At 35.4% G+C, this 20,264-nt stretch carries 16 protein-coding genes; 10 read left to right on the plus strand and 6 right to left on the minus strand.

The window, feature by feature from the left end; all coding sequences use genetic code 11:
* Positions 1 to 124: 124 nt before the first annotated feature.
* From MM213_RS19265 to MM213_RS19275, 3 genes are all read right to left on the minus strand, one after another.
* Positions 125 to 1,348, minus strand: coding sequence for a porin (locus tag MM213_RS19265; protein WP_241414521.1), 1,224 nt, complete (start codon positions 1,346 to 1,348; stop codon positions 125 to 127).
* A 93-nt stretch (positions 1,349 to 1,441) separates the two neighbouring features.
* Positions 1,442 to 3,703, minus strand: coding sequence for an aconitate hydratase (locus MM213_RS19270; RefSeq protein WP_241414522.1), 2,262 nt, complete (start codon positions 3,701 to 3,703; stop codon positions 1,442 to 1,444).
* Positions 3,704 to 4,031: 328 nt separating this feature from the next.
* On the minus strand, positions 4,032 to 5,330 hold the full coding sequence (locus tag MM213_RS19275) for a TIGR00366 family protein (RefSeq protein ID WP_241414523.1): 1,299 nt from the start codon (positions 5,328 to 5,330) through the stop codon (positions 4,032 to 4,034).
* Positions 5,331 to 5,467: 137 nt separating this feature from the next.
* Between MM213_RS19275 and MM213_RS19280 the strand changes: the two genes are divergently transcribed.
* A complete protein-coding gene (locus MM213_RS19280; protein WP_241414524.1) occupies positions 5,468 to 7,237 on the plus strand; it encodes a sensor histidine kinase in 1,770 nt (589 codons plus the stop codon).
* Here MM213_RS19280 and MM213_RS19285 read toward each other — a convergent pair.
* Entirely contained in the window at positions 7,232 to 8,245 is a 1,014-nt protein-coding gene (locus tag MM213_RS19285; RefSeq protein WP_241414525.1) for an acyl-CoA reductase, read from the minus strand. The genes MM213_RS19280 and MM213_RS19285 overlap by 6 nt on opposite strands.
* 153 nt (positions 8,246 to 8,398) lie before the next feature.
* Between MM213_RS19285 and MM213_RS19290 the strand changes: the two genes are divergently transcribed.
* The 5 genes from MM213_RS19290 to cas6 all read left to right on the plus strand — a co-directional run bounded on the left by MM213_RS19290 (position 8,399) and on the right by cas6 (position 12,549).
* Entirely contained in the window at positions 8,399 to 8,746 is a 348-nt protein-coding gene (locus tag MM213_RS19290; RefSeq protein WP_241414526.1) for a 4Fe-4S binding protein, read from the plus strand.
* Between the two features lie 179 nt (positions 8,747 to 8,925).
* A complete protein-coding gene (locus MM213_RS19295) occupies positions 8,926 to 9,255 on the plus strand; it encodes a DUF3276 family protein (RefSeq protein ID WP_241414543.1) in 330 nt (109 codons plus the stop codon).
* A gap of 122 nt (positions 9,256 to 9,377) precedes the next feature.
* The gene (locus tag MM213_RS19300) at positions 9,378 to 10,460 is read left to right on the plus strand and encodes an AI-2E family transporter (RefSeq protein WP_241414527.1); all 1,083 of its coding nucleotides are present in this window, start codon (positions 9,378 to 9,380) and stop codon (positions 10,458 to 10,460) included.
* A 10-nt stretch (positions 10,461 to 10,470) separates the two neighbouring features.
* Positions 10,471 to 11,568: a redox-regulated ATPase YchF gene (gene ychF / locus MM213_RS19305; protein ID WP_241414528.1), complete on the plus strand. Its 1,098-nt coding sequence runs from the start codon at positions 10,471 to 10,473 to the stop codon at positions 11,566 to 11,568.
* 105 nt (positions 11,569 to 11,673) lie between these two features.
* Positions 11,674 to 12,549, plus strand: coding sequence for a CRISPR-associated endoribonuclease Cas6 (gene cas6 / locus MM213_RS19310; RefSeq protein ID WP_241273605.1), 876 nt, complete (start codon positions 11,674 to 11,676; stop codon positions 12,547 to 12,549).
* Between the two features lie 514 nt (positions 12,550 to 13,063).
* On the opposite strand, the gene MM213_RS19315 is transcribed toward cas6, so the two are convergent.
* Together MM213_RS19315 and abc-f are read right to left on the minus strand one after the other, a co-directional pair.
* Positions 13,064 to 14,332 carry a type IX secretion system plug protein gene (locus tag MM213_RS19315; RefSeq protein WP_241414529.1) on the minus strand — a complete coding sequence of 423 codons (1,269 nt, stop codon included), beginning with the start codon at positions 14,330 to 14,332 and terminating at the stop codon, positions 13,064 to 13,066.
* 222 nt (positions 14,333 to 14,554) lie between these two features.
* Positions 14,555 to 16,483 (minus strand): ribosomal protection-like ABC-F family protein, encoded by a 1,929-nt coding sequence (abc-f, locus tag MM213_RS19320; protein WP_241414530.1) that lies wholly within the window; start codon positions 16,481 to 16,483, stop codon positions 14,555 to 14,557.
* 124 nt (positions 16,484 to 16,607) lie between these two features.
* Between abc-f and MM213_RS19325 the strand changes: the two genes are divergently transcribed.
* From MM213_RS19325 to MM213_RS19340, 4 genes are all read left to right on the plus strand, one after another.
* The gene (locus tag MM213_RS19325) at positions 16,608 to 17,699 is read left to right on the plus strand and encodes a PQQ-dependent sugar dehydrogenase (protein WP_439647572.1); all 1,092 of its coding nucleotides are present in this window, start codon (positions 16,608 to 16,610) and stop codon (positions 17,697 to 17,699) included.
* 417 nt (positions 17,700 to 18,116) lie between these two features.
* Positions 18,117 to 18,590 (plus strand): carboxypeptidase-like regulatory domain-containing protein, encoded by a 474-nt coding sequence (locus MM213_RS19330; RefSeq protein ID WP_241414532.1) that lies wholly within the window; start codon positions 18,117 to 18,119, stop codon positions 18,588 to 18,590.
* Between the two features lie 33 nt (positions 18,591 to 18,623).
* The gene (locus MM213_RS19335) at positions 18,624 to 19,352 is read left to right on the plus strand and encodes a carboxypeptidase-like regulatory domain-containing protein (protein WP_241414533.1); all 729 of its coding nucleotides are present in this window, start codon (positions 18,624 to 18,626) and stop codon (positions 19,350 to 19,352) included.
* 125 nt (positions 19,353 to 19,477) lie between these two features.
* The gene (locus MM213_RS19340; RefSeq protein WP_241414534.1) at positions 19,478 to 20,119 is read left to right on the plus strand and encodes a hypothetical protein; all 642 of its coding nucleotides are present in this window, start codon (positions 19,478 to 19,480) and stop codon (positions 20,117 to 20,119) included.
* The last annotated feature ends 145 nt before the right edge of the window (positions 20,120 to 20,264 follow it).

Below are 20,264 nucleotides of genomic sequence, written 5' to 3' on the forward strand. Positions count from 1 at the left end.
AGGAAATTTGGATGCCTATCTGGGTGAAAAACAGCATTTAAAATTTTCTGATGCGTAAACATACAATAATTTGTTTTTCACAACAATATTTTTGACGTTAAAAATCATTAAGGTCAAATAAATTTTAGATCCCAAATTCAACCTGAAACATACCTGTCCAAGAATTCCCTGAATTTTCGATTTGGTACAAACCTTCCAACCATCTGTAACCAATGTTTGCTTGTACTTTTATCCTATGCCCATTTAAGTAATGTGTAAAGCCAATCAACGATTCGTCCACCCTATCCAAATATGTATCGATTGAAGCATCTGGTACTACAAAAGCATACCTTAACGCCAATTCTGATTTTGGTCCTACCATCCTGCTTACATGTGTGTTCATTCCCTTTCCTACAATGACAAATCGCACATCTCCTAATTCATTTGTTGTAATGGGATCATTTGTAGATCTACTCATGTACTCAGACATCAATCCCCAACCTTTATATTTAAACATTGCATCGACTATTATACTATTGAGTGTTCTTGCCTGAAAAAGATCAGCACCAAGCTGCCCTCCTGTTCTAACAGCTTTTTGATTTTCAGAAAGCGTCATACCTATTGATAACTTAGGACGAGGTTCGAACTCCAAATCCCCCTCTGAATAATCTCCACTATTGCTAAAAACCCCAAAAGGTAAAACTTCCACTCTTCCTGTATAAGAAAGACCATTGTTTATCGCTGAAGCATTTCTTCCATCACCAGAGGAAATCGCACCTTTCAAAAGAAAAATCGCCTCTGACTTCGTCCTCAAAGTATAATACCCAAACAAACCGAAGTCTCGATCAAGGGTAAAAAGGCTATTTGCAATTGACCTATCAGCAAATTGTAAGTTCCCTGAACTAATGACCCTTTCTCTATTTCCCGGCAATTTTGACTGGCCGAAACCTAAATAAAAGTTTTTGTTTATTGTATAATACAGTATAGCATCTCTAACTGGCTGTGCAATATCTCCAGTTTCTAAATCTAGATCGGCTTTAGAAAATGCTAATTGGATGTAATATTGAAATTTTGGACTAAGCACATAGCCATCTAATCTTAACCTCAACCTCCTCACTCTCATTTCAAATTGTTCGACACCTAAGTTATCACCATTATAAATTGAATTGAAACCTGCACGATTTTGCATTCTAAACCTAAGGTTCATTTGAAACAAAGAATCTTTGGAAAACTTAATCCCTTCATCGACATTCAATAGTGCTCTCTCATCAGATTCAACTGTCTGAGAAAAAAGCTTACTCCCACTAAAAACAGTGAAAATAAATAACATAAAAATATAAACCTTTCTATCCAGAATGTATTTTTCCATAGCTGTAATTTTCTTCAAATTTAAAGCGAATAAGCAAATAAAAAAGCTGTGGTCACCCACAGCTTTTTTACTAATATATAAAACTATTGAATCTTACGCTTCTCCTTTGATTAAGTTCAAAGCAGAACCTGCCTTAAACCAACCAATTTGACCTGCATTGTAAGTATGGTTCACTTTGATTTCATCCTTGCTTCCATCAGCGTGGTTCAAGACCACCGTCAATGGTAATCCTGGCGCAAAAGAATCCAAACCTACGATATCAATGTTATCATCTTCTTGAATCAAATCATAATCAGCTGGATTTGCAAAAGTCAAAGCCAACATTCCTTGTTTTTTTAAGTTGGTTTCGTGAATTCGTGCAAATGACTTCACCAAAATCGCTCTCACACCTAGGAACCTTGGTTCCATAGCAGCATGCTCTCTTGAAGAACCTTCACCATAATTTTCGTCTCCGACTACGATCGAACCTACACCAAATTGCTTGTATTGTCTCTGTACATAAGGTACTTCACCATATTCGCCGTTAAGTTGGTTTTTAACTTTGTTAGTCTCTTCGTTGAAGTAGTTTACAGCACCAATCAACATATTGTTGGAAATATTATCCAAGTGACCTCTAAATCTCAACCAAGGACCAGCCATAGAAATGTGATCAGTAGTACACTTTCCTTTAGCTTTGATCAAAAGTTTCAAACCAGTCAAATCGGTACCTTCCCAAGGAGCAAATGGCTCCAATAGTTGAAGTCTTTCAGAATTGACATCTACAATTACACTCACTTCAGATCCTTTTTCCGCCGGTGCTTGGTATCCTGCATCTTCTACAGCAAAACCTTTTGTAGGAAGTTCCAAGCCAGATGGCTCTTCAAGCTTCACTTGTACACCTTCTTCGTTTGTAAGAGAGTCAGTCATTGGGTTGAAAGTCAAATCACCCGCAATGGCCATAGCGGTTACGATCTCTGGAGAAGCTACAAATGAATGTGTATTTGGATTTCCATCAGCTCTCTTTGCAAAATTTCTATTGAAAGAAGTGATGATTGAATTTTTCTCCTGCTTTTCTGCACCATGTCTAGCCCACTGACCAATACAAGGGCCACAAGCATTCGCCAATACTACACCACCCATTTGATCAAAAATACTTAAGAAACCATCTCTTTCTACAGTAAATCTTACTTGCTCAGAACCTGGTGTGATTGTATATTCAGACTTTGCTACCAACTTCTTGTCTACTGCTTGCTGTGCCAATGAAGCTGCACGGGAAATATCCTCATAAGAAGAGTTAGTACAAGAACCGATCAGACCTACCTCCAATTTTGCAGGCCATCCATTTTCTTTCACTGCAGCAGCAAATTTAGACAATGGCCAAGCCAAATCTGGTGTAAATGGACCATTGACATGCGGCTCCAATTCAGAAAGATTAATCTCAATTACTTGGTCAAAATATTTCTCAGGGTTTGCATACACTTCATCATCTCCATTCAAATATTCTTTGATACCATCTGCTAAGCTAACGATATCTGCTCTGTCAGTTCCATTTAGATATGCTGCTGTTTTTTCATCATAACCAAAAATAGATGTTGTCGCACCGATCTCAGCACCCATGTTACAAATTGTTCCTTTTCCTGTTGCAGAAAGGGAATTTGCTCCTTCACCAAAATATTCAACAATAGCTCCAGTACCACCTTTAACAGTTAGAATACCAGCCACTTTTAAAATTACATCTTTCGCTGAAGTCCATCCAGACAATTTACCTGTCAACTTCACACCGATCAATTTCGGAAACTTCAGCTCCCAAGGTAGACCCGCCATCACATCACATGCATCTGCACCACCTACACCTATTGCGATCATTCCAAGTCCACCTGCATTTGGTGTATGTGAATCAGTACCGATCATCATGCCTCCTGGGAAAGCATAATTCTCAAGTACTACTTGGTGGATAATTCCAGCTCCTGGCTTCCAGAAACCTATACCGTATTTATTCGAAACGGAGGATAAAAATTCATAAACCTCTCTGTTTTTGTCTTTTGCCTTTGTCAAATCAGCTACTGCTCCGACTTCAGCTTGTATCAAGTGGTCACAATGTACAGTAGAAGGTACTGCTACTTGATCCCGTCCAGCTTGCATAAACTGCAAAAGTGCCATTTGAGCTGTTGCATCTTGCATAGCAACTCTATCTGGCTGAAAATCAACATAGGAAACTCCTCTTTCATAAGCTGATTTTGGCTCACCCTCAGAGAGATGAGCGTATAATATTTTTTCTGTCAATGTAAGAGGTCTTCCTACCGCTTTTCTAGCAGCTGCTATCCTTGAAGGATATTTGTCATAGACCGCCTTAATCATTTCTATATCAAATGCCATTGGAAATGTATGGTTTAGAGTGTTGATAAGGTTTATTTAAATCGATCGCAAAGATAAAAAATTAGGGCAAAAATAGAAGCAAAATGAAATTAGAGTTGGTAATTTATATAGACTATAAAAAAGGGTTAAATTAGACTATCCTTTAATTTCAGGAAATAAAAGTCCAATGTTTAAAATAATCTACTTGATTCAACTCAACACTGTAAAGCCTTAATTTCTGATTTTTGGTGCAAAAAATCCTTTGAAATTTAGGTGATCATTTAAGCTACTTTACAGCTTTTCAAAGCTATAATCTAGACAGGCTTTCTAAAATCATCATCAAGGAAAATTACAATAAAAAGAAAACAGCAACACCAAAAACAATCAATGCTGCTAAAAAGAAGAAAAAAGTATAGCGTAGAATTTCTTTTGCAGCAACCCCAGTTATTGACAAAAGTGGTAAAGCCCAAAATGGCTGGAGCATATTGCTAATCTGATCCCCATAGGAAAATGCCATCACCAAATTGGCTGGCTTGAGTCCCAATTTTACGGCCGCATCCATTATAATTGGACCCTGAATAGCCCATTGGCCACCACCCGATGGAATGAAAAGGTTCACCAATCCTGCACTCACAAACGAAAGTAAAGGAAATGTCTCTCCTGTCGAAACACCGATCATCCACTCTGAAAATAAAACCAAAAGGCCGGAAAACTGCAAGACACCTAATATCCCAGCATAGAAAGGGAATTGCAAAATTATTTCTACGGCTCCGCTCAATGCGATTTTTATAGCTTCAATATATGAAGAAAGACTTTTGAAAAGTAGCAATCCAGCGCCAAAAAGCATAAAATTCACATAGTTCAAATCAAAAAAAACCAATGCTTGAGGAGAGAGAAAAAAATCAGAAATCCCCAGCAGTAAAATAAATAAACCTAGGAATAGACCTAAACTATCTTTGCCATTTGCTGAAACATTATTTTCAGTTTTGATTGGATAAAACAGTTTCTGAACTTTTCTTTTGGAGAGAATCAAAAGGACTATTCCAATCACAATTACAAGAATTAAATTAATCAGTAAATTGGATTTGGAAAAGATTGTGTCTCCAATTGATATGATTCCGATTTGATCTTGGAGAAAATGTCCCGTTTCGGCTACTTTCAAAGGTGCAGAACCAGAAAGTCCTCCATGCCAGACCAGCATTCCCAAGTAGCCTGAAGCTGCGACTAAGGGATAGTTGATCTGTAACCCAGAATCTCTTGCTCTGTTTCCTATTTCCCTAGCTAAAACGGCTCCGAGAATTAGTCCAAAACCCCAATTGATATAACCTCCAACCATTGCTGTAATACCAGTAATCAGCACAGCTTGCGTATTAGTTTTTACTTTTTTTGATATCTTTATCAAAAGCCTATTTACAGGCTTTGATATCGCTAAAGTATGCCCAAAAACAAGAATAAGCACCATTTGCAAAGTAAACTCTAGTAACCCCCAAAATCCTTTTTGCCAAAATTTCAAAACTTCTAAAGTATATGAAATTGTCGAAAATTCTTGCGGTTGGGTGAATCCTACCGCTAGTACAAGTACGATCAGACTTAGAATCAGCGCTATTACAAATGTTGGAGATAAAGATGTTTTCAGTGAATTGTTCAAGGTCTGATTATTTTTAGCTAAAAGTTAAAAGAAATTATTGAATGATAAATAATCTTAAAAATTAAAATTAAAACTAACAATAAAAAATTATCGTAAATTAGCCCCTAAAAAGAATTATATAATTCTATTAAGAATAAATGAACCTAGACTTCAATGTTTTTTCTTTAACTCTCCTGATTTCTGGTCTGATTGTAACGGTCTTATCTTCAATAATTATTTTTAGGCTGAACGATTATATAAGATGGTTTGCATTTACGATGCTATTTGTTTCAACTTGGTCGATAGCATATGGCTTTGAACTTGCGAGTACTTCATTAGAATCTATGCTTTTTTGGATAAAAATCGAATACATCGGTATATCATTGGTTCCAGCATCTTGGTTATGGTTCTGCTTCAAATATTCAGGATTAGAAAAATGGCAGACAAAAAATGTGTTTTTCTTGATTTCTGTAATTCCATTGACAACTTATATTATGGTATTCACAAATGAATATCACAACATGCATTATGCAAATGTAGAAGTCTCTTTTGATGGCCCCTTCCCTTTATTAAAAATCACCCCTGGCTTTTGGTATTATGTTCACACGATCTATTTCTACATAGCCTTAGCACTTGGGAATATTATTTTGTTCAAAAGATTTAAAAACACAGAGCCAATCTTTCAAAATCAAACTTATGTCATCATCGCAAGTGGTCTTTTTCCATGGGTTATCAATATGATGTACCTTCTAGGTTACAGGCCTTTTGAGCACATTGATTTGACTCCCTACTCCTTTTTGTTTCTATATATCATAATAGGCATTGGACTCTTGAAATTTGACCTTTTTGATATCAAACCTATAGCAAGAGACCGTGTAATTTATGCAATGACCACAGGTATAATGGTGCTTGATCCAAAGAATAGGGTTATAGATTTCAACCCATCCATGTTGAGGATATTGGGCAAACCCAAAAAAAATCTGATAGGCAAGTCGATAAATACAATTTTTTGTGATTATGAAGAAATAATCAACAGAGCAAATGCCCAAAAAAAATGTGTAATTGATTTACGTATGCACTTTTCATTTACACAAAGGAATTTTAACATCAAATTCATTCCTTTATTTAATAAACAGAGCATTTTCAGTGGTTTACTACTTCAGTTTGATGATGTAACTGAAGAAAAAAACATCAAAGAGAAATTGATGGAACAAACTGAAGAGCTTCAAAAATTAAATAATCTAAAAGACAAATTATTCTCAATTATTTCTCACGATCTGAAAGGACCAATTTTGGGAGTAAGAGAATTGATCAAACTGACAGCTGATGGTACTATAAGCCAAGAAGAATTCATCAACATTCTACCAGAAGTTTCAAAAAACATGGACTCTGTCTCCCTCCTGCTGGAAAATTTATTAGCCTGGACTTCTACCCAACTAAAGGGAGAGTATGTCGATAAGAAAAAGTTTAACCTCACAAATCTTATAAACCAACAATATTTGCTCTTCGAAAATTTGGCAAAAGAAAAAAATATTGAATTTGAAATTAAGGTAGAAAATGATCTCTTAGTATATGCTGATAAGCATATGATAGATCTCGTCATTAGAAATTTAATCAGCAATGCATTGAAATTTTCGAATAACGGTGATTTGATTGCCATACAAGCTACCCAAAAAGAAAATGAAGTAGAAGTGAAAATCATCGACACAGGTGCAGGTATAGCTAAAGAAAATCTAGAAAAACTTGAAAAAGGATTAAGTTTTACCACCACAGGGCTGAGAAATGAAACAGGGACTGGCTTAGGTTTGATTCTCGTGAGAGACTACATCAAAAAAAACGGTGGTGTTTTAATTATAGAAAGTGAATTGAATCAAGGAAGTAAGTTTGAATTTTCTTTGCCACTTTTCAGTGAGAAAGTTAAATTATAGTTCTGTCAAGAATTTCAATGTATCAATTCCATCTGCATAATCATCAAGGTCAGGATTCTGCGCTTTCCCAAAGCCTGAGCTTCCAAGATACCAAGCATCTTTACTTACTATGCATTGGATTTTATCTTTAATCAACGAAAGATCTGAATTCAACGAATCCAAATTATCATAAATTTCAAAATACAAAACTGAAATTGGAGAAACCAAATCCTTGCTTTCCTTCAACAAAAGAAATCCATTATCTAAATGGTGTTCACCATTCACCAAGTAAATAGACTTATTGTAGTCATAATTATTGATATATTTATGGTTGCTAGCTATGATCTGAAAGCCATCTATTGCATCCAAAAAATCAATTAAAATATTTTTATTAGGCACATAAATTTTTGACACATTTCTACAACCCAATCCAAAATATTGGAATATATCTTTAGCCAAAGCAACAAAATCTTCAGTTTTTTCACTTCCATCCAAAACAGCAATGGAAGTCCTGTTTTTTCTAATTATACTAGGATATTTCCCAAAGTAATAATTAAAGTACCTAGCTGAATTATCACTTCCTGTAGCAATATAGGCATCTTTATGCTTGAGCATTTCCTCAAAACTTATGAAATTCTCAAACAACGGCTGAATTGCAATCAGTTCATTTGCAAGCCATTTAATCAAAACAGAATCTGAAGAGCTAAGCTTTACGGCAGCTTTATGACCAGAAATCAAAACACATAAAAAATCATGAAAACCAACTGCTGGAATATTACCTGCCATAAGAATCCCTACTTCTTTTTGCGACTGAATTTCATCGATTGGATATTTTTGAAGCCATTTATGAAGATTCTCTAGATCCAAAAAAACCACTAGCCCATCTAAAGCGGACTTTGTATGTTCGGCAGTAAACCAGCTATTATTATTCTCAACTCTCCACGCCAAAGCTTCAAACTCCTGAGATTCGAGATTAATTATTCTTTTTCCTAATTGATCGAAGGCTAAAATTCTTTCTTCTAATGTCATTTCACTATCTTTGAAGCGCAAAGTTATCTTATTTAAGAGAAAAAAATCTTAGTTAGATTAAATATAAATTATTTAGCATGACAACTTTTTTTTGGTGGTTATGTTATTTGCGTATTAATTTTGAATGATAATAATAAAAAACAAAAGTAAGCCATGGCAATAATGATTACGGATGAATGCATCAATTGTGGTGCATGTGAACCAGAATGTCCGAATACAGCAATATATGAAGGTGGAATTGAATGGACCTGGGCAGGTGGTACAACATTAAAGGAAGTCACACTACCAGATGGTTCGGTAGTAGATGCTACTGAGAAACAAGAGCCAGTATCAGATGAATTTTATTACATCGTTACTGAAAAATGTACTGAATGTACAGGTTTTCACGAAGAGCCGCAATGTGCAGCAGTTTGTCCTGTTGATTGCTGCGTAGATGATCCTGACCACCGTGAATCTGAGGAAACACTACTTGAAAAGAAAGTTTTCATGCATGGAGAATAAAAAGAGGACTAGATCCTCTTTTTTGATTTTGGGCAGATTCAATTGATTTTTAACAGTTTATAGATAAAAATCAGCATGTTATCTAAAAAAACTGTTTTAGCTATTGAATTTCTATGATGAATTCATTTATCTTGCCTCTTGATTTAATTCCTAAATACAAACAACAAAAACTTAGGGCTGTGGAAGACAACAGAGGAAATGACAGAGAAGAGATCTTCTCTAAGAGAGTAAAGGCTGGTAAGAGAACCTACTTCTTTGATGTAAAATCAACCAGATCAAACGATTATTATCTTACCATCACAGAAAGTAAAAGAAGAATGAATGGTGAATCATTCACTTTTGAAAAACACAAGATTTTCCTTTACAAAGAAGATTTCGGGAAGTTTATCGAAGCTTTGCAAGGTGCTGTAGATCATGTGAAAAATGACCTTTTACCTGATTTTGATTTCTCTCAGTTTGATGAGCAAGAGACAGAATCAGAATATGATGATGAACTGAAGTGGGATTAATCCTCTTCTGAACACTCAAATCATAACCGAGAAAGAAACTAACAATAAACAATTAAATTGTTTATATTAGGAAGATGCACCCTCATCTTTCATTTGTTTCTTTCTCTTTTTTATTTTGATCCATGAAAAAAGTATTCATTTATGTTTCATTTTTTACCATTCTATTGTTTATAATAGGTTGGTACTTTTCTAATATTGCATTCTACATCATTTTTTCGATAATCTTATCCGCAGTTTTACGTCCCCTAACAAACAGAATAAATTCCATACATCTGATGGGAAGGCATATCCCTAGGTGGTTTGCAATTATCGTTTCCTTTTTTGTGATCGTAAATTTCATTGTTATCGTTGGGCTTTTATTTGTACCATTAATAAGCACACAAATTCAAGTTATTGCCACGTATGATTTGGAGTTTCTGTATGAACAGATTCAGAATCCTGCGGGTAAAGTTGAAGATTTACTCATAAGATATCAATTGATCAATAGTGAACCAGGGTTTTTGATAAAACAAGTAAGAGAAAATTTGATTTCAAATTTTAATATAATTAACATCCAAGGTTTTGTAAATACTGTCTTAAATACTACAAGCAGCATATTGGTTGGAGTAATGGCAATCACCTTTATTACTTTTTTCCTACTACTCGAAAACGGATTACTCAGGAGAAATATCATTAATTTGGTACCTAATTCATATTTTGAACTTTATGTATCTACATTCAATAAAATTGAAATGTTGCTATCCTACTATTTGATAGGATTACTGATACAGATGTCAGCAATCTTTACCATTGCATCAGTAGGTTTATCAATTTTGGGAATTGAGTATGCCTTGACAATAGCTTTTTTTGCAGCAGTTGCCAATTTAATTCCATATGCCGGTCCAATTTTGGGGGCTACATTTGGTGTTATAGTTGGGTTAACTACTTCAAGTTTTGGAGAATCAACAGATGTCACATTGTTCATCATCAAGGTATTATCAGTTTTTTCGGTAGTTCAATTGACTGACAACATCATTTTACAGCCTTTGATTTTTTCTAAATCTGTAAAAGCGCATCCACTTGAGATTTTTGTTGTTATCTTTGCGGGAGCAAAAATCGCCGGTATTCCCGGAATGATCTTCGCAATACCAGTTTATACCGTATTTAGAGTAGCCATCATGGAATTCTACAAAGGGTATAAAGCATATAAAATATTTAAATTATAAAAAATTCATAATGGCTTTACAGTGTGGCATCGTTGGACTACCCAATGTTGGAAAATCAACCCTATTCAATGCTTTATCAAGTGCAAAAGCAGAAGCAGCAAATTTCCCTTTCTGTACAATCGAACCAAATGTTGGCGTCGTAACAGTTCCCGACAGAAGACTTCAAATTCTCGAAAACCTTGTTTCTCCACAACGGGTATTGCCTACTGTGATTGAATTTGTGGATATTGCGGGACTTGTAAAAGGAGCTAGTAAAGGTGAGGGACTTGGCAATAAATTTTTGGCAAACATCAGAGAAGTTGATGCAATTATTCACGTAATCAGATGTTTCAATGATGACAACATTGTGCATGTAGCTGGTGGTGTAGATCCTGTATTTGACAAAGAAGTGATTGATACAGAGCTTCAATTGAAAGATTTGGAGTCTGTAGAAAAGAAAATCCAGAAGGTTGAAAAAATCGCAAAATCAGGAGATGCCAAAGCTAGAAAAGAATTGGAAACATTGATGCTTTTCAAAAATGCACTGGTAGGGGGAAAAAACGCCCGGGCTGTTGACGTAGAAAAAGAAGATTTGGAAGCTGTGAGAGACTTGCATCTTTTGACTATAAAACCTGTACTATATGTCGCCAATGTTGACGAGGAAAGTATCTTGACAGGAAATGAGTTTGTTGAAAAACTGAAAGAAGATGTCAAAGAAGAAAATGCGGAAGTAATCATTTTGTGTGCAGCGTTGGAGGCTCAAATTGCAGAGTTTGAAGATGCAGATGAGAAAGCAATGTTTCTTTCAGAATATGGACTGGAAGAAAGCGGATTGAACAGATTGATAGCAGGAGCTTACTCTTTGCTTAATTTAATCACCTATTTTACGGCAGGAGTACAAGAAGTTAGGGCTTGGACGATAAAAAAAGGTTGGAAAGCGCCTCAAGCAGCTGGTGTGATTCATACTGACTTCGAAAGAGGTTTTATCAAGGCTGAAGTCATCAAACTACCTGAATATGAAAAGTTTAAAACAGAAGCTGCATGTCGGGAAAATGGTAAAATCGCTATTGAAGGAAAAGAATATATAGTCCAAGATGGTGATATTATGCATTTTAGGTTCAATGTATGATAAAACTTTGAAAAAAATTTGTACTTTTGCAAGAACCCGTAATTAAAATACAATTATAATATCAAGTCAAATTAATTAATTGTTTCAATTTTATTTTTAAAAACTGTGAGAATAAGATTAATATTTTCGTTAAAAAACAAAGGTGCTTATTTACCATTTCACCACCAGTACATTCTGGCGCAATTTCTCAAGGGTCTTATCGTAAAAGGTGGACGTGAGGAGTTTTTCAACTACAATTACTTCAACTTCTCTGGCCTAAAAGGTCAGACTAAAGTAAGTAGAAGCGGATTACATTATTACTCGAGCTTAGTCACTCTAGTGCTTTCATCACCCAATGAAGAATTTATTGACTATCTACTTGAGCAAGTATTTGCAACTCCGAAAATTGAGCTTGGAAATCTTGTTATCTCTCCTGAATACACGGAGCAAGAGACAGAGCCAGAATTAGAGACTTCAAACAAGTTCGTTTGTATCTCTCCTTTGGTACTATTGACCCCATCATTCAATGACGAGTCAGGTAAAAGATTTATCAATCCAGATTCAGATGAATTTTCTGATCTGCTTTATGAATCTACTTTGACCAGAATGGAAAGATCAGGTTGGTATTCCCAAGAGCAGATGGAATCGTTCTACAAGTTTCAAGTCGTTCCTGATATGAACTATGTAAATAAGCTAAGAGAACAGCAAAAGAAATTTGCTAGAATCTATTCTGTTTACGACATGGATGTCAAGTATGAAGTAAGAGGATATACACTTCCTTTCACATTATATGCTGCTCCAGAAGTACAGGATTTCGTGTTCAAATGTGGCTTGGGTGCTTTCACCCACAAGGGCTTTGGAATGCTAGACTTAGCAAACCACGGTCATAACCAAAGAACTGAACCTTACAAATTCAAGAGAGAAGGATTTATTCCTTACAAAGCTCAAGAAAGAGTAAAACCTCAAGAAGGAGAAGGAGAACAAGGAACCGAAGAAGCTTAATTGCTAACTTAAATAGCCCAATCAATCGATTGGGCTATTTTTTTTGTTGAGGTAAAAATCCAGAATAACACATTAAATTCTAAAACCTATCACGTCCTGAAATTAATTGACACTTTTGCCTTCAATTGGAGGAGTTCAACCAATTTGGGGTTGTGGGTTCCTCTCCATCATCTTCATTCCCCCGCATTTCATACGGAGCTATTTAAAGTTTAACCCTGCCTGCAGCAGGCAGGCACTTCGTGGTTGAATGAATATTGATGTCTTGAATTTCAAGTCTTTGTCACGTCCTGAAATTAGTTAACACTTTTTTTTACTTAACCTCTCTTTTTATAGGGAAGTCATTTCGACTAAAGGGCGAAATCTAATACTGAATACCACACCCCAACTTCAATTATAACTTTCCAGTTTCCAATAGGGACGAGACCTCTCCTGTCGTCGAGGTGACGTAGTTGTAGAAACTCGTTACTTGCATCTTGTGTCTCAAGTCTTGACTCTTGCGTCTTGAATTTTCTATTCAAAGTCTCCTTTTATTGGGATTGACATTGACGTATCCTACCAATTCGTCATACCTAGAGCCTACATCTCTAAAGTAAACAAAAACTTCGTATTCATTTTCTGTCTCAAAATGGTCTCCTTCTATTGGTGACATGTTCCACCCTTCCTCTGTCAAATATCCAAATTGATAATCATACCACCCCTGCTTCAATAATAAAGTTGTCTGATAGGTTTTTGTCTTTGAATTCAACTCCATTTTTGCATCAGGATGGAACCCCCAATTTGTAAGACTTCCAATCAAATACGGGGTTTCTTTTATCCCTTCTGAAGCAAGGTTGAACGTAGCCAAAATATACTCTCCTTCCAAGTCATGATTTTGTCTCTCGAAATTAAAAATGGCATACTGACCATTTAGATCCATGTATTGGGAATAGACAGCAGTAGGCCTAGCTTTCTCAGTCAAGACCTCGGCAAATACTGCATCTTCTTCCATTTCAATCTTCGCCACATTATTACCTCTTGCGCGGACATAGCGTAGATCTACAAATCTAAATTCATTTCCTGCAAAAAAAGCATTTGTCCCATCAAAAAGTTGATACTCCATAGACTTCAAATCCTCTCGAACCATCGTTGGAACAAGATCTGTCTTTACATTATCCCATCTTTGATTTTGACGAATCAATACCTTTAGGCTATTTCTGGGATCCAAGACTTCCCTTGCCTTATAGTTGATATTTAAATTTATCTGCTGTTGTTTTCTCCTAAATTCCGTTTGACTAGGAGGTACGACCTTTGCTCCTATTTGTATGGAATTATCAAAAACCATAAACCTCTTCGTAAGAATCGTCTGATTTGTATCTCTTGCTCGATATACTTGCACTACATAGTTGCCACTTTTGGTTACGCGCGGCAATACAAAATTAAAATGTATATACGGAATCCTTGTATCTATGGAATAACTGTAATCGTTGACATTGAACTCATTAAATTGATCCAAATAATCATTCTCCTTCAAATCGGATGGTGTCCAATCCATATCACAGTGGATAATCCTGGCGGAATACATATCAGGATCATAAGCAATATCATCAAATGACAACAATAGTGGCGTCGCAGCTTGCAAAGAGATCGCAGGCGAACTCATTTGGCTACCAAAGTCTTGTGTTTGAGGGAAAAGCCTAACCGACTGAATGTTTTCTTCGAATACTTTGTCAACCAAAACATCTTGTGCTATCGCTTGTGAGATTGAAACAATTAAAAAAGTGAATAGTAGGATTTTTTTTAGCATCTTCTGTTTATTTAATTTAATCTATTGATTACATCTTCTTTACAGTTTTATCCAATGTAAACATTTGTTTGTTTCTTGACAAAAATCAGGAAAATATAATAATTGTAAAGTATATAGGAAAATATAATGCCAAACTCCAGAACAGGAATTTGGCATTAAATAAAATTTTCAATTACGTTTTATTCTCGATCCAACACATTGTCTTGATATGAAAAAATTCTATCATGAAACTTGCTCCTGAAGATCTTCGATCGCTTCAACCAAATATTCCCAGTCTTTATTTTGAGAAGCTTCTCTTGATTTCAGATTGGTATACTCCTGATTCAACTTCTCTAATTTTTCAATATCTGAGTATACTTCCGGCTTGGCCATTTCGGCTTCCAAAGCTAATTTCATAGCTTCAAGCTTGGATATTTCAATTTCGATTTTCTCCAATTCCTGTTCTTTTTTCTTCAACTCCTTTTTTAGGAGATTGGATTCAGGACTGCTAACTTCACGTTTCTTTGGTTCGACCTTTGGAGCATCAACTTTCACTTGTTTTGGTAAGCTGGTAGCTTCCTGCTTTTCTTTCCAGTCCACATACTCTTGATACGTCCCTAAGTACTCTTTTATTTCATGGTTTTCAATGTACCAAATCTTGTTTGCCACACCTTTTATAAAATGCCTATCATGGGAAACAGTGATAAATGTACCCTCATATTGTTCCAAAGCTTGGATCAATATATTGACAGATTGCATATCCAAATGGTTGGTAGGCTCATCGAGAAGCAGAAAATTTGCTTCTGAAATTAAGGTTTTTGCTAGGGCTACTCTTGATTTTTCGCCTCCTGACAGAACCTTGATTTTTTTAAATACATCATCATTTGAGAACAAAAAGCAACCCAAAACACCTCTTAACTCTTGTTCTGTCTTCTTTGAGCCTGCTTGACCCATTTCCTGAAGAATTTCATTGTTGACATTCAAAGCCTCCAATTGATGCTGCGCATAAAAGGACTTGATTACATTGAAACCATGTTCTCGCTTTCCTTCTATCGGTTCGGTACCATCCACAATTCTTAACAAAGTTGACTTTCCTTTTCCATTGGCACCTATCAGTGCTATTTTATCACCTCTCTCAATTCTTGCGGTAGAATTTTTCAAAATGACTAAATCTCCATAAGATTTGGAGACATTTTCCAAGGAAACTAATTCTCTCCCTGATTTCTGGGAAAATTTGAATTTGAAATTCACAGAAATATTATCATCAACAACTTCATTTACCCTATCCAACCGATCCAGTGCTTTGACACGGGATTGCACCTGATTAGACTTAGTGGCTTTGGCACGGAAACGCTCAATGAACTTTTCCGTCTGTTTGATCATTTGCTGTTGGTTTTCATAAGCATTTTGCTGGATTTCCATTCTTTCCTTTTTCTCCTCTTTATAGAATGAATAATTTCCAGAATAAAGAGTCAAGCTACCATGCGAAACCTCTACAGTGGATTCTATACAATTATCTAAAAAATCCTGATCGTGAGATACAACAATCACCGCACCCTCGTAAGTTTTTAAATAATTTTCTACCCATTGAATAGAAGGTAAATCCAAGTGGTTGGTAGGTTCATCAAGCATCAATAGAGAAGGCTTTTCCAAAAGAAGCTTAGCGAGCATCACACGCATTCTCCAACCTCCAGAAAAAGTCTTAAGTGGTCTCTGCAAATCCTTTGTATTGAAACCTATTCCTTCCAAGACTTCTTCAGCTTTTGCTTTGATTGTGTAGCCTTCATTGGCTTCAAATTGATCCTGAAGCTTAGCCAGTCTATTGATTACATCATCAGAATAATCTGTTTCCATAAGCTTTAGAACAGCATCAATTTCCTCTTGTAACTTCAAAGTATCTTTAAATGCTTCCAAAGCTACATCCAAAATTGAGTCTTCAGATTGGTAAGAGAGCAAATCTTGGTTCAAAAAACCGATGGTACAATCCTTGGCTTTTTGAATTTCGCCTGAGGAAGGTTGATAGTCACCATTGATGATTTTTAGCAAAGTTGACTTGCCTGTCCCATTGAGACCAACTAGTCCTATTTTGTCTTTTGGTTTTATATGTAGAGAAGCATTTTCGTAGAGTGCCCTGCCTCCGATGAAATACGAAAGATTATTGATAGATAACATGGCGCAAAAATAGGCAATCTACCATTGATATAGAAAGATGCTGGAAAATTTAAAGAAAATGATGATATTTAATATCAAAGCAAATCAACTAACCATGCTCAAAAACATCCCTCTCCTACTTGCTATGATGATTTCCATAGCTTGTAATGGTCAAAATAAAAATAATTATATCCAATTAGAAACCATAAAACTGCCTCCAAATTTTGAAATTTCGGTGTGGGCTGAGGATGTCCCTAATGCAAGGTCTCTGGCTTTGGGTGATAACGGAACCGTGTTCGTAGGAAATAGACAGGGAGACAAAGTATATGCACTCAGGGATAATAACAAAGATGGAAAGGCCGATGAAAAATTCATTTTGGCAAAAGGACTTAGAATGCCAAATGGAGTTGCTTTCAAAGATGGAGATTTATATGTGGCTGAAGTGAGCAAAATTCATCGATTCAAAAACATTGAAAAAAACCTCTCAAACCCAAGTTCAGAGGTGATTTTTGACCAATTTCCCGACAAAGCACATCATGGTTGGAAATTTATCGCATTTGGGCCTGATGGGAAATTATATGTCCCTGTTGGAGCACCATGTAACATTTGTGAACCAGATGAAATATTTGCCAGCATCACAAGAATCGATGTGAATTCAGCTTCCATCAAGCCAGAGATATTTGCAAAAGGTGTCCGTAATTCGGTAGGTTTTGATTGGCATCCTGTCACAAAAGAATTATGGTTTACAGATAATGGGCGTGATATGATGGGTGATGATATCCCTGATTGCGAACTTAACCATGCTCCACAAAAAGGAATGCACTTTGGCTATCCATATTGGCATGCAGGAGATGTCAAAGATCCTGAATTTGGAAATAAAGGAAAAGAAAAAAATGCTTATACTGCCCCTGCTGCAAAGCTGGGTGCACATACTGCTCCTTTGGGAATGCGCTTTTACACTGGTTCACAATTTCCTGAAAAATTCAGAAATAATATCATTGTAGCCAAACATGGATCATGGAATAGAAGCAAGAAAGTAGGGTATCAACTAACACACATAACTATTAATGGCCAAAATAAAGTTGTGAAAGAAGAAGTCTTTGCTGAAGGTTGGCTGGATAAAGATTCCCAAGAAGTCTGGGGAAGACCAGTGGATGTGCTTCAACTCGCTGATGGAAGCATCTTGGTGTCTGATGACATGTCTAATTGTATCTATAGGATCAGTTATAAGAAGTGATGATTATAGAATGTAGATTGAAGAATTAAGATTTAGAACGACAATGATTTCTTGATAGAAATCTATCAGTAAATTAGGTTATTGAGGGATTAGGATGTGAGATATGGGAAATGAGAGGAATCTCTGACAAGAAGCAAGAGAGACGAGAAGCGAGAGTCAGAGAAACGAGAGGCTAGTGTTTGAGACAAGAGTGTGAAAAGAGAATCAAGAACCGAGAACATGCCCTGGAGGGACTTATGATCCAAGCTTCGGGTCATGACCCGGTGTCTAAAAAGAATTCAATTATATGTTTGCCCTGAAAAGCCTGTTCCGCATCTTTATCGGGAGGCAATTGAATGGCTAACGGAAATAAAGAGAAATCAATAAAAAAAGTATCAAATAATTTCAGGAGGAAATACTAACAAAAATTAAAAAAATATGGACAATAGAAACGTCAAAATACTCAGAAAGAAGCCTTTTGATAAAATATATGATTCTTTTTCTTTGGATGAAAAAGCTAGAAATCAAGAGGTTTGTAAAAGATTAAGCAAACATCAAAACAATCTTTTTTATGATGTGGTAAGGACTTACAGACATTCTCTAACTTTTATAATTTTAGCAGGATTTTTTTTGTTTGTGGGATCTAAAAAATCAATTGCAAAAAATCAATTTACACATACCAATAGCTTCATAATAAATCAAAATTATGACAATTTAGAATTTCAAGTACTTAAAAATAACAATACGGAAAGTCAAATTCAAGGTATAGTTGTAGATAGCCATTCAAAAAAAACCCTTCAAGGTGTCGCTATACTAATTCAAAAATCTGTTGTTGGAACTGTTACTAGTAAAAATGGGGAATTTAATCTAGCTGTTCCTGATCAATTTAATAAAAAGAAAGTAAAAAGATAAAGATTTTTAGAATGTGACAAAAATTCAATAATTGTGGCGAATAAAAATCTAAAAATATCAATCAAGAACCCCTGTGATAAAAAATGGGATTCTCTTTCTATCAATGAAAATGGTGGATTTTGTTCAAAATGTAAAACGACAGTACTCGATTTTACAAATTTATCGAATGAAGAAATTCTTAAATACATGAACAAAAGCAATCAAAAAGTTTGTGGGAAAATAAACAAACATCATAAAAGTCATCTTTTCGATGCAGCGAGAACATATAAGCACTCTTTAGCATTTAAAGTAATAACAGGATTATTTCTATTTACTGGGACTGATAAAATCAACGCCAAAAATCAAATTCCTCAAGATAAAAATTATACTATAGGACAGACTTCTCAAGAATTGCTCAGGATAGATTTTCAAGTTCTAAAAAATAATAATTCAGAAAGCTTTATTTCAGGTAAAGTAATTGATGCAATTACAAGAGAGCCAATACCTGGAGCAGTGATTTTGCTTAAAAACACACAAGTAGGAACCACATCAAGTATTGAAGGAAAGTTTAAAATTGATATCCCAAATGACTTGAAAAGAAAAAAAAATGAAATAGAAGTTCGTTTCATTGGTTATGAAACTATTTCAATGAAATTTAAAAAAGATCAACTCCCAGTATTTCAAGACTTTGAAATGGAGGAATCCAAAGAGGAATTGATTGGCGAGATTATCATAATACAAAACAGAAAAAGATGGTGGCAGTTCTGGAAAAAAAAAATATAAACCACTCTCCTACTAATTCCAATTATTACTCTATTTTCCTTCCAAAGTTACATTTTGGAATAGGGTTTGCACTTTTTTGAGTAGCACTATTGAAAAAACATTTGTTTAATCAATTAACTACTACCATGAAAAAGTCAATAATGATTGCCCTAATAAGTATAATTATGCTTTGGGGATGCTCACCCACCACTCAAGTTACCGCAAGTTGGAAAGCTGATGAAGCGAAAACAAATTACTCCAATATATTTATAGCAGCATTGTCAGAAGATTTGCAAATACGGCAAAACCTAGAAAATGAATTTGCTTCAAGGCTACAAAACCGTGCTGTTGTTACAACAAAAAGCTTGGACGTACTTTCTCCTGACTTCTTTGATTCCAGCGAACCAAGTAAGGATCAAATCCTTGAAGCAATGCAAACCAATAATTCTGAAGCTATTCTAACGATCACATTGATCGATGTAGAAGAAGAAGAACGTTACGTTCAAGGTGGCCCAATCGGCCCTGGTTTTGCTCCAATGGGCAGGTTCGGTTATTATGGAAATTTTGGAGGATACTTTAATCACTGGCATGGTGCTGGATGGAATCAGGGATATTATACAACTGACAAAAAATATTTTATGGAAACAAATCTGTATGATTCAGAATCCCTAAAATTGCTTTGGTCCGCACAATCAAGAACATTGAATCCTGACGATATCAGTGGATTTGCTAGAGAATATGTGGATGCATTGAAAAAAGAATTAAGAAAAGAAGGATTGGTGAATTAAAAAAGGCGACCTAAAATGGTCGCCTTTTATTTTTTAATATGTATATCTATTTTCATACCAGTAGAATCTAAATAATTGAATTAAACTGTGATTTCGAACTAATATCAATAAATATCCAATATCTATTAGTATCAGTTTGCCAAAA

It is taken from the genome of Belliella alkalica (assembly GCF_022549785.1).
Lineage (GTDB): Bacteria > Bacteroidota > Bacteroidia > Cytophagales > Cyclobacteriaceae > Belliella > Belliella alkalica.

Coding starts and splice junctions, on each gene's coding strand:
- MM213_RS19265 (WP_241414521.1), bottom strand. CDS start 1,348: ATGGAAAAATACATTCTGGATAGAAAGGTTTATATTTTTATGTTATTT.
- MM213_RS19270 (WP_241414522.1), bottom strand. CDS start 3,703: ATGGCATTTGATATAGAAATGATTAAGGCGGTCTATGACAAATATCCT.
- MM213_RS19280 (WP_241414524.1), top strand. CDS start 5,468: ATGAACCTAGACTTCAATGTTTTTTCTTTAACTCTCCTGATTTCTGGT.
- MM213_RS19285 (WP_241414525.1), bottom strand. CDS start 8,245: ATGACATTAGAAGAAAGAATTTTAGCCTTCGATCAATTAGGAAAAAGA.
- MM213_RS19290 (WP_241414526.1), top strand. CDS start 8,399: ATGGCAATAATGATTACGGATGAATGCATCAATTGTGGTGCATGTGAA.
- MM213_RS19300 (WP_241414527.1), top strand. CDS start 9,378: ATGAAAAAAGTATTCATTTATGTTTCATTTTTTACCATTCTATTGTTT.
- ychF (WP_241414528.1), top strand. CDS start 10,471: ATGGCTTTACAGTGTGGCATCGTTGGACTACCCAATGTTGGAAAATCA.
- MM213_RS19315 (WP_241414529.1), bottom strand. CDS start 14,332: ATGCTAAAAAAAATCCTACTATTCACTTTTTTAATTGTTTCAATCTCA.
- abc-f (WP_241414530.1), bottom strand. CDS start 16,483: ATGTTATCTATCAATAATCTTTCGTATTTCATCGGAGGCAGGGCACTC.
- MM213_RS19325 (WP_439647572.1), top strand. CDS start 16,608: ATGATGATTTCCATAGCTTGTAATGGTCAAAATAAAAATAATTATATC.
- MM213_RS19330 (WP_241414532.1), top strand. CDS start 18,117: ATGGACAATAGAAACGTCAAAATACTCAGAAAGAAGCCTTTTGATAAA.
- MM213_RS19340 (WP_241414534.1), top strand. CDS start 19,478: ATGAAAAAGTCAATAATGATTGCCCTAATAAGTATAATTATGCTTTGG.